Below are 13,103 nucleotides of genomic sequence, written 5' to 3' on the forward strand. Positions count from 1 at the left end.
GTGTCCGACCGGGTGTGCCGCGTCAGCGTGTCTCGGCGGTGATCCGCTTCTTGGTGGCCGCCCAGCCGCAGATCGGGCACCCCCGGAGGTCGTGTCGCAGCGCCGGGCAGTACTCACGGCCGAAGAAGATAATCTGGAGGTGACGGTCGTTCCACGTTTCACGCGGGAACACCGCTTTCAGGTCGCGCTCGGTGCGCTCGACGGTGGTGCCGTTGGAGAGCCCCCACCTGGCGGCGAGACGGTGGATGTGGGTGTCGACCGGGAAGGCCGGCACGCCGAACGCCTGCGACATCACGACGCTCGCCGTCTTGTGACCGACCCCGGCCAACGATTCGAGGAACTCCCAGTCGGGCAGCACCTCTCCCCCGGCGTCGATGATCTGATTGGCGGCCGTCCACAGGTTCTTCGCCTTGGTGGGAGCCAGGCCGACCTCGCGGATCAGCTCGAGGATCCGATCCGGGTCGAGGGACGCCATCTTCTCGGGTGTGCCGGCGACCCGGAACAGCTCGGGCGTGATCTGGTTGACCTTCTTGTCGGTGGTCTGCGCCGACAGCGCGACCGCGACGAGCAGCGTGTACGGGTCGGTGTGATCGAGCGGGATCGGCACCTCCGGATAGATCTCGTCGAGGATCTCCCCGATGCGGTCGGCTTTGTCCTGGCGGCGCATGGCGAACAACCTACGGCGGGGGTGCGGCATCGAGACCACCGTTCGGCGAGCCGGCGTGCAATCTGCCGCGGACGTCGATCACGACTCGGCTCCGGCATCCACCGGACACCGTCGCCGGGTGTGCCAGCCTGGCCCGGCTGGCGACACGAAGTCGATCGGCGCGACCCAGGAGGAACAATGTCGGGTATTCGATCTCGTTGGGCAGCGGTGGGCGCCGCTGTCGCCATCACACTCGGGGCCGGAGGCATCGGCCTCGTCTCGGCCACGAACCCCGGCGACGCCGTCGCCTTCGTGCCGATCACGCCGTGCAGGGTCATGGACACCCGCACCGAATTCAACGTCGGGCCGAAGACCTCTCCCGTCGGGCCGGGCGAGGTCTACACCGTCAACACCACGACCGGCAACACCGGCGATTGTTCGGGGATCCCGACCACAGCGACCGGCGTGTCGCTCAACGTCACCGCCCTCGACGCGACCCTCCCCACCTTTCTCACCGTGTGGGCCACCGGCGAACCACAACCTGATGCATCGAGCCTCAACCCCGTCCCCGGAGCGCCACCGACACCCAACGCCGTGACCACCGGCATCAGCGCCGGCCAGTTCGACCTGTACAACCTGCAAGGCAACGTCCAGGTCATCGCCGACATCAACGGCTACTACACCGACCACGACCACGACGACCGCTACTACACCAAGAACCAGGTCGACCAGATCTCGATCCGACCGTTCGCCGTCGAGAGTGACCCGTCGACGATCCGTGTCGAAGCAGGACTGTTCGACGACCCCGATCTCGCCAACACACTCACGGTCACCGCGCCGGGCCCTGGCCAGTTGCTGGTGACCGTGTCCGGCAACTATTCCGCGATCATGTCCGGTGGCCTCCATCCGGATGTCGAGTGCTCCCTCAGCGACGACGGCGTGTTCGACGCCTCGTACCGGTCGCAGTACGAGGTGTGGAACGACGACGGGGCGACCGGTTCCGACCGGAGCGAGACCGACCTCTCGATCGTGCGGGTCGTCGAAGTCGACGCGGCGGGCGACCTGACGTTCGAACTCCTGTGTCGAGAGCGTTCGAGCGCGAACGTGCTCGTCGTGTCGCGGATCATCGCTCAGTACTTCCCATAGTCCGCCGGCGGTATTCGCCGAACGTCGTCGTCCGGATGTGCCAATCTTGGACCGGCCGGGCGGCACGGGTCGATCGGCGAGATCGGGGAAACCATGTCGATGATCAGAACTCGCTGGGCCGCGTTCGGCGCTGCGGTGGCCATCACGCTCGGCGCCGGGGGCATCGGGCTCGTCTCGGCGACCGATCCGGCCGACGCGGTCACGTTCGTGCCGATCACGCCGTGCCGGTTGTTCGACACACGACCGGACTTCCAGGTGGGTGACCGGAGTGCCCCGCTCGGGCCGGGCGACGTCCACACCGTCGAGGCCACCGGGAACAACGGCGACTGCACCGGCATCCCCGCCGACGCCACGGCGGTCTCGATGAACATGACGTCGACCGACGCCGCCGCGCCGACGTTCCTCACCGTCTGGGCGGCCGGCGAGGCACGACCCGAGGCATCGAGCATGAACCCGGTCCCCGGCGCGCCGGCCGTTCCGAACGGGGTCATCTCCGCACTCAACGGGGACGGGGAGTTCAGCGTGTACAACCTGGCCGGCAGCGTCCACGTGCTCGCCGACATCAACGGCTACTACGTCGACCACGACCACGACGACCGCTACTACACCGAATCCGAAGTCGACGCTGCGATCCAGAAGCGGAAGTTCGTGAACATCAACACGATGAAGGACGCCGGCGGCCGGGAGGCCAATGTGCCGATCGGTGGACCGCTGAGGTTCGACGCCAGCCTGGTCGTTCCCCCGGACTACACCGGAGGCGATCTCACACTCGTGCTGAATGTCATGAAATTGGACTTCTCGCCCCAAGTGAGCTGCACGGTCACCTTGACGAGCAACTACCTCTACGCGATGCGCCCATCGACCGGAGCGTCGGTGACACCGGCCCAACTCACCGGCAGTGGAACGGTCTCACTCGACGCGGTGTTCCGCGACATCGACACCTTGCAGCTCGCGATCACAGGTCAGTTCGAGCCGGGCGACAGCATGACCTTCGGAGTCTTCTCTGACGGGTCGACATGTTCGAGCACCGACGTCGGAATCCACAGCGCGGCCGTGTACTACGACTGATCCAGTCATCCACACCACTCGTTCGTGTCGCTCAGTCCCCGATACGGGACTGAGCGCGACATGAACGAGTTCAACTCTTGGCGAGGAAGCCTTCGTCTTCTTCGGTGAAGATGAGGTCGAGCTCGTCGAGCAGAATCGGGTGGTTCGCCAGGCCGGGGTCGGCGTCGACGATCTCGAACGCGGCCTCGCGGGCGAGCGCCACCAACTCCCGATCCCTCCGCAGGGAGGCGAGCTTCAGGTCGCTTCGGCCCTTCTGCGCGGTGGACATCAGCGTGCCCTCGCCGCGCAGGTCGAGGTCGACCTCGGCCAGCTCGAAACCGTCGGTCGAGGCAACCAACGCCTCGACTCGCGGGTTGCCGCCGTCGGCCGGGTCGTGCTCCTGGGTGACGAGCCAACACGTCGAGGCGTGCCGGCCGCGACCGACGCGTCCACGCAACTGATGGAGCTGGGCGATACCGAACCGGTCGGCGTCGAGGATCACCATCATGGTGGCGTTCGGCACGTCGACGCCGACCTCGATCACGGTGGTGGCCACGAGCACGTCGAGGTCGCCCTCGCGGAACCGGTCCATCGTCTCCTGCTTCTCCGCCGACGACAGACGGCCGTGCAGAAGACCGATGCGCAGGCCCTGGAGCTCCTGGTGCACGAGCCGTTCGAACGTCTCCTCGGCCGACGCCACCTCGAGCTTCTCGCTCTCGTCGATCAGCGGGCACACGACGTAGGCCTGACGCCCCTCCCCCACTTCATGGCGTACGTCGGCCCACACCTCGACCTCGAGCAGCGGACCGTTCGCCCACTTGGTGACGATCGGCGTGCGGCCCGGCGGCAACTCGTCGAGCACGCTCACGTCGAGGTCGCCGTAGACCGTCATCGCCGCCGTGCGCGGGATCGGGGTGGCCGTCATCACGAGCACGTCGGGCACGTGACCGGCCGACTTGTCGCGCAGCGCCGCCCGCTGCTCGACACCGAAACGGTGCTGCTCGTCGACGACGACCGCTCCGAGACTGGCGAAGTCGACGCTCTCCTGGATCAGCGCGTGGGTGCCGATCGCGATATCGACCGTGCCGTCGGCGAGGCCGGCGAGCACGTCCTTGCGCTCGCTGCCGGTCACTCGGTTGGTGAGCAACTCGACCCGTAGCGGCCGGTCGCCGAACAGGTTGCCGGGGTCCGGCACCTTGAGGTCGCCCAGCATCTCGCGGACACCGGTCGCGTGCTGTTCGGCCAGTACCTCGGTCGGCGCCATGAGGGCACCCTGGTGGCCGCCCTGCACCGCGGCGAGCAGGGTCGACACGGCGACGACGGTCTTGCCGGCACCGACGTCGCCCTGCAGGAGGCGGTGCATCGGGTGCGGCGAGGCGAGGTCGGCCTCGATCTCGCCGATCGCACGGGCCTGCGCCGTCGTGAGCGGATACGGGAGCGCGTCGTGGAAGCGACGGACCAGCTCGCCGCCGATGTCGTGCGACAGGCCTTGCGAGGAACGCTCGAGTTCACGCTTGCGCAACACGAGCGAGAGCTGGACCCGCAGCAGCTCGTCGAACGCGAGCCGGCGGCGGGCCTGCTCCTTCTCGCGGATCGACTCGGGTCCGTGGATCGACCACAGCGCCGCACCCCGGTCGATGAGCGACAACCGCCGGACGACCTCGGCCGGGACCGGGTCGGCGATGCCTCGCTCCTGGGATCGGCGCAGCGCCTCTTCGATCCACCCGGCGAGTTCCCAGGTGTTGAGCTGCGCCTTCTCGCTCTGTGGGTAGATCGGCACGATCTTGCCGGTGCGATCGCCGATCAGGTCGACGATCGGGTTCGCCATCTGCAGACCACCGCGGTACGTGTCGGGCTTGCCGAACAGGGCGACCTGGAGGCCCTCTTTGAGCTGCCGCTCGCGCCACGGCTGGTTGAAGAACACGAGGTCCATCCGCCCGGACCCATCCCCCACGTTGACGTTGACCATCGTGCGTCGGTTGCGGGTCGTGCGCTTGGTCACCGAACGGACGGTGACGAGCACGAGCGCTTCCTCACCGGGCACGAGGTCGGCGATGCGGGCCTCGTTGGTGCGGTCGACCCAACGGCGCGGATACGTCGTGACCAGGTCGAGCACCGTGTCGACGCCGACCGCCGCCAACGACGCATGCTTCTTCTCACCGACACCCTTGAGCTGACCGACGTCGATCGCCTGCCAGTCGCGGAACGTGATCGGTGGGCGTTCGTGCACGCCGACGTTTCTACTCGACGCCGAACAGGTATGGGTAGAGCGGCTGACCGCCGTAATGCACTTCGACCTGCACGTCGGCGTGCTCGTCGTCGAGCCAGGCCTCGAGGTCGGCGGTGACCGAACGGTCGGCGTCGGCGCCCGTGATCACCGTCAGGAGCTCACCGTCGTCGCCGAGCAGCAACTCGAGCAGCGAGCGAGACGTCGAACCCACGTCGTCGCCGACCGCGACGATGCCGTCGCCCTTGACGATGCCGATCCAGTCGCCGGTCGCGATCGCGCCGGCGTCGCTCTTCGAGTCGCGCACGGCCTGCGTGACCTCGCCCGTCGCCACGGACTCAGCGGCCTCGCGCATCTCGTCGACGTTGACCTCGCACTCGGCCTCGGGGTCGTAGACGACGAGCGCCGCGAGCGCCTCGGGCATCGTGCGCGTCGGGACGACACCGACCGACTTCGAGGTCAGGCCCGCGATCTGTTCAGCGACCGGGATGATGTTCTTGTTGTTCGGCAGGATCACGACACTGTCGGCGTTGACGTGCTCGACCACGTCGAGGAGCTCGGCTGTGGACGGGTTGAGCGTCTGACCACCGGCGACGATGCCCTGCACACCGAGGTTGTGGAACAGCTCGGCGAGGCCGTCGCCACTGCACACCGCCACCACGGCGGTGGTGACCCGTGGCAAACCGGCTCCGGCGCGGGTCGGGACGTGGTCACCGGTGATCGCCGCTTCGCGGTTGGCATGCTCCTCGGCGACCTCTTCGAACAGGTCGGTGACGCGGATCTGCTTGGGACGCCCGTCGAGTTCGAGGGCGACCTCGATGGCGGCGCCGATGTCGTTGGTGTGCACGTGACAGTTCCAGATGCCGTCGCCCCCGACGACGACGATCGAGTCACCGATCGCTCCCCACCCCTGCTTGAAGTCGTCGATCCGGTCGTCGAGCAGGTCCATGAAGTACATCACCTCGTAGCGCTGCTCGCTCACGTCGAGCTCGCCGTCGGCGCCCGACGAACGCGCCGCGACCGCCTCGAGCTGCTCGCTCGACGGGCCGTCGGACTCGTCGGGTTCCGGCAGCGGCTCGCCGTCGATGATGTGCAGCGCCGAGTCGAGGAAGAGCAGGTAGCCGGCGCCGCCGGCGTCGACCACGCCGGCGTCCTTGAGCACGGGGAGCAGTTCCGGCGTGTTGTCGAGCGCCGCCTTGCCGGCGGCGCGAGCGGCTCGCACGGTGTCGATGAGCGAGGCGTCGTCGGCGGATGCCGCCTTGGCGGCCTCGGCGCTCTCGCGCACCACCGTGAGGATCGTCCCCTCGATCGGCTTCAGCACCGCCTGGTAGGCCCCGGCCGACGCCGCGGTCAACGCATCGGCGACCTTCTGACCCGAACCCTCCGCCTGCTCCTTGAGGGTGGAGGCCAACCCGCGCAGGATCTGGCTGAGGATCACGCCGCTGTTGCCGCGGGCACCCATGAGCGAACCGTGACTGATCGCATCGCAGGTCGCAGCGAGGTCGTCTGCGTCGGCGGTCTCCATCTCGGCGACGACCGCGTCGAGCGTGCGTGACATGTTGGTGCCGGTGTCGCCGTCGGGCACCGGGTAGACGTTGAGCTTGTTCAGGCCGGCAGCGTGTTGGCGCACGGTGTCGCGGAACGTCGTCATCACGTCGCGGAGGGCGTGGACATCCAGCCGTTCGAGAGTTGGCACGGGCCACAGGTTAGTGGCGCATGTCACCGGGCGGTCCGGCGAGCCACGACGGCCCGGAACGTTCGTTCCACCCGGACGGGTCGGCGAGGATCTCGTCGACGACCTCCCTGGTTCGACGGCGGCGACGTGGCGCCGGGCCCGGGTCGAGGAACCGACGGTTCGACGGGGCGACGGAGAACCGGATCCCGGCGGGCAGCTCCCCCATTCCGATGTTGCGCGCCTGACGCCGACCGTCGTCGAGCACCGTGATCGACTGCCGACCCCGCCACAGGTGACGGAACTCGCCCGTCACGATCGGGCGCAGGTAGGAGTCCAGGTGGTCGATGACGTCCTGCGAACCGCTGTCGCACGCGTCGCAGCCGCAGTCGGGGATGAAGGCGATCCGGACCGCCGGGTCGCCCACGCCGAGCGTGACCCCGGCGTCGGGAACGTCCTCGATCCGACTCCGGCACACGACCAGCGAGAGCCCGCCACCGACCGAAGGCGTGACGAGACCCATCCGGGTGACCGCGGTCGCGGGCTGCTCGACCCACCGAGGTGCGGCGTCTCGATCGACGGTCGCGAGACCGAGCCCGACCAGGGCATCGATCCAGGCGTCGGCGCGGGCGCCGATGATCCGCCACTTCGCCGGGTTCGTCAGTCGCGAGTACTCGTCGTCGGCCACGGTCCGGTCGGGCGGCGGGTGCGGATCGTCCCAGCGCTCCAGCCCGGTGGCCGAGCGCGTGAACGCCGCCTCCACCTCGGCCACCAGATCGGTCATGTCCATCTGGTCCATCGTGACGCGCCGATCCGGCCGGCTCGCGTCGGGTTTCCGCGTCGACCGTCCGCTCTCACACCGGACGAAACGCCCGATGCCCGCACCGACACGGGATGAGAGCATGCCGTCATGGGCTTCCGGGACCGAGGGATCGAACCAGCGGACGGATTCGCCCGTCCGGGGTTCGTCGTTCGGCCGCTGGTACCCGGCGACGTGGTGCTCGACCACGAGGCCGTGATGTCGACGCGCACGTTCCTCTACCACTGGGAGCAGGACCCGCCGTACCCACCCGATGACTTCTCGGTGGACGACAACCTCGAGGACCTCCGGAAAATGGACGCGGCGCACCGCGACGGGACCCGCTACACGTACACCGTCATGAACGCCGACGAGACCGAGTGCCTCGGCTGCATCTACCTCCTGCCCAACGACGATCGCCTGTACCGGACCGCGGTCGTGACGTCGGTCGACGGCACCGATCTGTCGTCGGTCGACGCGACGGTTGCGTTCTGGGTGCGCGCCTCGACGTGGGACGACGGATTCGAACGCCTCCTCCTCGAGGCGGTCCTCGGGTGGCTCCGCGACGATTGGCCACTGGTGCGATTCGTGATCATGACGAACGAGCATCTCGACCACCAGATCGCGACGATCGAGTCGCTGGGCCTGACGCGTCGCTTCACCTACGCCCGCGACCGCGACATGTACACGTCGTACGCCTACGCCTGAGACCGGGTTGCTCGCCATCCTGCCCGGCGACCTGAGCTTCGGGCGCGGCGAACTGCCGCGCTACCGACCGAACGCTTTGCTGATCGGGTTCTCGATACGAGACATCCGTCGGCCGCCCAGCGCCCGGTTCTCCGAAGCGCTCGACACCAACCCAGTGCTGCTGTACCTGCTCGGCGCCCGCGTGCACATCGACATCCGGGAGGACGGCATGAACCTCGTCGACCAACACGGTTCGGCGATCGACGTCTTGACGTGGGCCGATCCGGAACGGCGACTCGTGCTGTCCCGGCGCTGGGCCGACGACGGTCCGAGGCTGGGTCTGTTCTTCACGAACGGGCAACGCTGACGATCAGCCCTCCATGTGGCACGGCCCTGGGCCACCTGCTGTGTCGACCTGCTGTACCGGCGTGGCCTCGTGCCGGCATGGCGAATGGCGGCAAGACCCCGGCAACATCGAACGTCAGTTCGAAACTCTGTCACACCCCTTCATCATGATGGGGGCATGAACGACGCAGAGGTGCGCACGGCGGTGGAGGCGCTGGTCCAGACCGACCTGTCGGTCGCCGGCCATGCCGAGCTGTCCGACGCCGGGCGGGCGGTGGCTCGGCTGCAGTCGTTCGTCGATCACGCCAAGGTGCAGATCGCCCGACGTGGCCGGCAGCTCGCCGCCGAGGGCGACACGTCGTCGGCCCACACCCTGATCGACGAGGGGCGGTGCACCGGCTCCGACGCCAAGCACACCGACGGCCGCGACCGGGTGTGCGGCGACCTGCCCGAGTTCGAGGACGCACTGGCCTCCGGCGCCGTGACCGGGGCCCACCTCGATGCACTGGCACACCACACGAAGTCGCTGACCGACGAAGAGCGCTCCGATCTCGCGGCGATCACCGACGAGCTGATCGCCGACGCCACCGACCAGCCACCGGCGCTGTTCGACCGGACGGTCAAGGGGCGTATCGACGCGATCCGCAACCAGCACCGCCCCGACGACGCCGCCGAAGAGCTCGACCGGCAACGCGCCGCCTCGTGCGTGAAGCGGTGGACCGATCGCGACACGGGCATGAAGAACACGATGCTGTCGCTCGACCCGATCCGAGACGCGTCGCTGTGGAACGTGATCGACCACCACCTGGCTCGCTTGCGGCACGATCCTGCCAACGCCGATCGGCCGTTCGCCCAGCTCCAGGTCGAGGCCGTGCTCGCATCGGTCGACGCGACGGCGGGCGCTCAGCGGATCCCCGAGATCGTCGCCCACGTCGACCACCGGTCGCTGTGCCATGGCCGCCACGCCGACACGCTCGCCGAAACCGCCGACGGCACTGGGCTTCCCGTGGCGACGGTCCAACGACTCTGCTGCGAGGCGATCATCCAAGCGGTCGTCGTACGACCCGACGGCACCGTCGATCGGCTGTGCGCCGAGCAGCGGACGGCCGATCGCCGTCAACGTCGGATGCTCGAGGCGATGTACTCGTCGTGCGCTCATCCGCACTGCGCGGTGTCGTTCACCGCGTGCCGCATGCACCACGTGACGTGGTGGACCAAGGGCGGCAAGACGGTGCTCTCGAATCTGCTGCCGTTGTGCGAGACGCATCACCACCTCGTCCACGAGGGTCGGTGGAGCCTCGAGATCGCCAACGACCGTGCGGTCACCTGGCTCCGGCCCGACGGCAGCGTCTGGCTCACCGACGCCGGCCCCGATCGCACGATGACGCCACGGGCCGGGCCACCGGCCAGGGCCTCGGCCGACCGGTGCGAGCGACCGCCCGGCCGGCCACCCCCTGCCGCCACCCACGACGAACCCGTCGGCGACGGTGGCCGCGAACCCGGCGAGCCGACCGGAAACAGACCGGCACCGGACGGACAGACGAGCCTCCTCTGAGGTGGCCGTTCCGAGGACCCGAACCACGACCCGACCGGCCCGACGCCGGCCGGGTTGTCCGGCTGCCCTCGAGCCGCCGGAGCCGCGAACTGCTCGGTTTCGGGTTGTCCCCACCATGAGACGGGGGGCGGCCGGGCTGCGGCGACGCCGACCGATCCCTACCGTGGAGACCGTCCCAGCCACTTGTGAAACGGACTCGTCATGACCATCGTGCTCTGGCTCATCCTCCTCGTCATCTCCTGGCCGCTGGCGCTGCTGGCACTGCTCGCCTATCCGATTGCGTGGGTGGTGTTGCTCCCCTTCCGGATCGTGGGCATCTCCGTCTCGGGGGTGCTCGAGTTCCTGCGCGCGGCCGTGATGCTCCCGGCACGCCTGCTCGGCGGCGGCCGACGTCGCTGACACGCCGAGCTCGACGGTCTGTCGCCGATTCCGCCGTAGGGTGGTGCGTTCCCGTTTTCCGGGACCGGTACAGAACGAGAGCATGATGGAACACTCCCCCGAACACGACGCCCCCGACGGGGACCAGCACCACGACATCGACGACGTGATCAACAACGCCGACGTGACAAACGAGCACGACGCGATCGACGACACGGCGAACCACGACACACCCGACGACACCAGCGTCAGCAACCCAGACAGCCACGACGACCCAGACAGCCACGGCGACCACTCCGTCCATGCCACCAGCGATGACAACGCTGACAGCCACGCTGGCGACGACGACCGCACCGACCCTGCCGCCGCCCGCCACGACAACGGGATCGACGCACCGTCGATTCAGAACGCGCCCGGCGGCACCAGCCCCAGCGCCGCCACCGACGACACCGACATGGACACCACCGATACCTCGGCCGGCTCGGCGACCGCGCCGGACGACAGCTCCCACCAGGCCGTCAACGACAACGACAACGACAACGACAACGACAACGACGACGTGACCGATACAGGGACTGCGCCGCACGACCACGCCTCGGGCACCGACACCACGGACACCGACACCACGGACACCGACACCACGGACACCGACACCATGGACACCGACACCACGGGCACCGATGCCACGGGCAGCGACGCACCGAGTACCGATGCTCCGGCGGGCAACCAGCCGGCAGAGCAGCAGCCGGCCGACGAACCCGCTGCGAACAGCGGGCCGGTCTTCGCCGACCTCGGGCTGCGGGCCGAGATCCTCGCTGCGCTCGACGACCTCGGGTACGAGGAACCGACCCCGATCCAGGCTGCGGCCATCCCGCCGATGCTCGACGGCGGCGATCTCCTCGGCCAGGCGGCGACCGGCACCGGCAAGACCGCTGCCTTCGCGCTCCCGATCCTCAACCTCCTCGAGTCCAACCGGGGGCGCTCCAAGGCACCATCGGCGCTCGTGCTGGTCCCCACTCGCGAGCTCGCGATGCAGGTCAGCGAGGCGATCTTCAAGTACGGCAAGCACCTCGGCGTCAAGGTCGTCCCGATCTACGGCGGCCAGCCGATCTACCGCCAGCTCCAGCAGCTCGACCGTGGCGTCGACGTCGTCGTCGCCACGCCGGGCCGAGCGGTCGACCACGTCGGGCGCGGCTCACTGCCCCTCGACGACGTGCGCATCGTCGTGCTCGACGAAGCCGACGAGATGCTCGACATGGGCTTCGCCGACGACCTCGAGACCATCCTCGATGCCACCCCGGAAGAGCGTCAGACGGTGCTGTTCTCGGCGACGATGCCGTCGCGCATCAACGCGATCGCGAAGCGCTACCAGCGCAACCCGGTCCGCATCCAGATCGGCAAGGGCGACAGCAAGCCGGGCAAGGCCCTGATCCGCCAGCGTGCGTACGTGGTGCAGCGGGCACACAAGGCGGCGGCGCTCGGCCGGATCCTCGACGTCGAATCACCGACCGCGGCGATCGTGTTCTGCCGCACCCGCGGCGAAGTCGACACGCTCACCGTCACGATGAACGGCCGGGGCTACCGCGCCGAGGCCCTGCACGGGGGCATGGACCAGATGCAACGCGACCGGGTGATGGGTCGCCTGCGTGACGGCACCGCGGAACTCCTGATCGCCACCGACGTCGCTGCCCGCGGCCTCGACGTCGACACGCTGACCCATGTCGTCAACTACGACGTCCCCTCCGCGGCCGAGAGCTACGTGCACCGCATCGGACGCGTCGGCCGCGCCGGACGCGAGGGCGTGGCGATCACGCTCGCCGAGCCGCGCGAGCAACGCCTGCTCGGCAACATCGAGCGACTCACCAAGCAGCAGATCAGCATCGAGACGGTCCCGACCGTCGCCGACCTCCGCGCCCGGCGCATGGCGGCCACCACCGACTCGATCCGTGAGGCGCTCGAAGCCGACGACCTCGAAGAACTCGGTTCGATCGTCGACGAACTGACCGACGAGGGCCACGAACTCCGGTCGATCGCACTGGCTGCGATCAAGCTCGCTCACGACAGCGCCGCCGATGACGACGACCTCGAGATCCCTGACGCCCGCCGCTTCGACCGAAAGGACGCCAAGCGCGACAAGGGGCGCCATCGCGACCGGGACAAGAAGCCGCATCGGGGCAAGGGCCAGAACGGTTCGTTCGACGAGCGCGGCAACGACAATGCGCAGCCCACCGGCTACCTGTACGTCGCCATGGGCCGATCGGCCGGGATGCGCCCCGGCGACCTCGTCGGTGCGATCGCGAACGAGTCAGGGCTCGAGGGCCGTGAGATCGGCCCCATCAGGATCGCCGACCACTACAGCGTCGTCGGCGTCCCCGAACGCGACGCCGACCGGGTCATCGGGATCATGAACGGCTCGACGATCCGGGGCAAGGCCACCAAGGTCCGCCGCTACAACGACTGAGCGATCGCGAGTTGTGCCAGGGCGCCCCGTGACGACTGGTCGCAGTTCGCCTGTCGGCTCACGCTCCTGGCACAACTCGTGATGGGGCCGGTTGGCGGGCGCACTTTCGCTGTTAGCATTCGATGGCTGTGTGGACGGAC

11 protein-coding genes are annotated in these 13,103 nt (G+C 68.6%); 7 read left to right on the forward strand and 4 right to left on the reverse strand.

Annotation, left to right across the window (positions count from 1 at the left end; genetic code table 11):
- Positions 1 to 22 precede the first annotated feature (22 nt).
- The gene (gene nth / locus R8G01_07125) at positions 23 to 667 is read right to left on the reverse strand and encodes an endonuclease III (protein ID MDW3213748.1); all 645 of its coding nucleotides are present in this window, start codon (positions 665 to 667) and stop codon (positions 23 to 25) included.
- 207 nt (positions 668 to 874) lie between these two features.
- Here nth and R8G01_07130 point away from each other — a divergent pair, with 207 nt between their 5' ends.
- Together R8G01_07130 and R8G01_07135 are read left to right on the forward strand one after the other, a co-directional pair.
- On the forward strand, positions 875 to 1,792 hold the full coding sequence (locus R8G01_07130; protein ID MDW3213749.1) for a hypothetical protein: 918 nt from the start codon (positions 875 to 877) through the stop codon (positions 1,790 to 1,792).
- 99 nt (positions 1,793 to 1,891) lie between these two features.
- On the forward strand, positions 1,892 to 2,860 hold the full coding sequence (locus R8G01_07135; GenBank protein ID MDW3213750.1) for a hypothetical protein: 969 nt from the start codon (positions 1,892 to 1,894) through the stop codon (positions 2,858 to 2,860).
- Between the two features lie 70 nt (positions 2,861 to 2,930).
- Here R8G01_07135 and recG read toward each other — a convergent pair whose 3' ends face one another.
- From recG to R8G01_07150, 3 genes are read right to left on the reverse strand one after another with little or no spacing between them, the layout of a single operon-like run.
- Positions 2,931 to 5,069, reverse strand: a complete 2,139-nt coding sequence (gene recG / locus R8G01_07140; GenBank protein MDW3213751.1) for an ATP-dependent DNA helicase RecG — start codon at positions 5,067 to 5,069, stop codon at positions 2,931 to 2,933.
- Positions 5,070 to 5,079: 10 nt separating this feature from the next.
- Positions 5,080 to 6,762, reverse strand: coding sequence for a DAK2 domain-containing protein (locus R8G01_07145; protein ID MDW3213752.1), 1,683 nt, complete (start codon positions 6,760 to 6,762; stop codon positions 5,080 to 5,082).
- A 10-nt stretch (positions 6,763 to 6,772) separates the two neighbouring features.
- The gene (locus R8G01_07150) at positions 6,773 to 7,528 is read right to left on the reverse strand and encodes a DUF6226 family protein (GenBank protein MDW3213753.1); all 756 of its coding nucleotides are present in this window, start codon (positions 7,526 to 7,528) and stop codon (positions 6,773 to 6,775) included.
- Positions 7,529 to 7,648: 120 nt separating this feature from the next.
- Between R8G01_07150 and R8G01_07155 the strand changes: the two genes are divergently transcribed.
- From R8G01_07155 to R8G01_07175, 5 genes are all read left to right on the forward strand, one after another.
- The gene (locus R8G01_07155; protein ID MDW3213754.1) at positions 7,649 to 8,245 is read left to right on the forward strand and encodes a GNAT family N-acetyltransferase; all 597 of its coding nucleotides are present in this window, start codon (positions 7,649 to 7,651) and stop codon (positions 8,243 to 8,245) included.
- Positions 8,246 to 8,252: 7 nt separating this feature from the next.
- Positions 8,253 to 8,591 (forward strand): hypothetical protein, encoded by a 339-nt coding sequence (locus tag R8G01_07160; GenBank protein MDW3213755.1) that lies wholly within the window; start codon positions 8,253 to 8,255, stop codon positions 8,589 to 8,591.
- Between the two features lie 156 nt (positions 8,592 to 8,747).
- Positions 8,748 to 10,124 (forward strand): HNH endonuclease, encoded by a 1,377-nt coding sequence (locus R8G01_07165; protein MDW3213756.1) that lies wholly within the window; start codon positions 8,748 to 8,750, stop codon positions 10,122 to 10,124.
- Between the two features lie 201 nt (positions 10,125 to 10,325).
- Positions 10,326 to 10,523, forward strand: a complete 198-nt coding sequence (locus tag R8G01_07170; GenBank protein ID MDW3213757.1) for a hypothetical protein — start codon at positions 10,326 to 10,328, stop codon at positions 10,521 to 10,523.
- Positions 10,524 to 10,605: 82 nt separating this feature from the next.
- On the forward strand, positions 10,606 to 12,963 hold the full coding sequence (locus R8G01_07175) for a DEAD/DEAH box helicase (protein ID MDW3213758.1): 2,358 nt from the start codon (positions 10,606 to 10,608) through the stop codon (positions 12,961 to 12,963).
- Positions 12,964 to 13,103 lie beyond the last annotated feature (140 nt).

Source organism: Ilumatobacteraceae bacterium (assembly GCA_033344875.1).
GTDB lineage: Bacteria > Actinomycetota > Acidimicrobiia > Acidimicrobiales > Ilumatobacteraceae > Ilumatobacter.

Bases quoted from the DNA above. Each gene is read 5' to 3' on its own strand.
- R8G01_07155 (MDW3213754.1), top strand. From the start codon at position 7,649: ATGGGCTTCCGGGACCGAGGGATCGAACCAGCGGACGGATTCGCCCGT.
- R8G01_07175 (MDW3213758.1), top strand. From the start codon at position 10,606: ATGATGGAACACTCCCCCGAACACGACGCCCCCGACGGGGACCAGCAC.
- R8G01_07150 (MDW3213753.1), bottom strand. From the start codon at position 7,528: ATGGACATGACCGATCTGGTGGCCGAGGTGGAGGCGGCGTTCACGCGC.
- nth (MDW3213748.1), bottom strand. From the start codon at position 667: ATGCGCCGCCAGGACAAAGCCGACCGCATCGGGGAGATCCTCGACGAG.
- R8G01_07165 (MDW3213756.1), top strand. From the start codon at position 8,748: ATGAACGACGCAGAGGTGCGCACGGCGGTGGAGGCGCTGGTCCAGACC.
- R8G01_07170 (MDW3213757.1), top strand. From the start codon at position 10,326: ATGACCATCGTGCTCTGGCTCATCCTCCTCGTCATCTCCTGGCCGCTG.
- R8G01_07135 (MDW3213750.1), top strand. From the start codon at position 1,892: ATGATCAGAACTCGCTGGGCCGCGTTCGGCGCTGCGGTGGCCATCACG.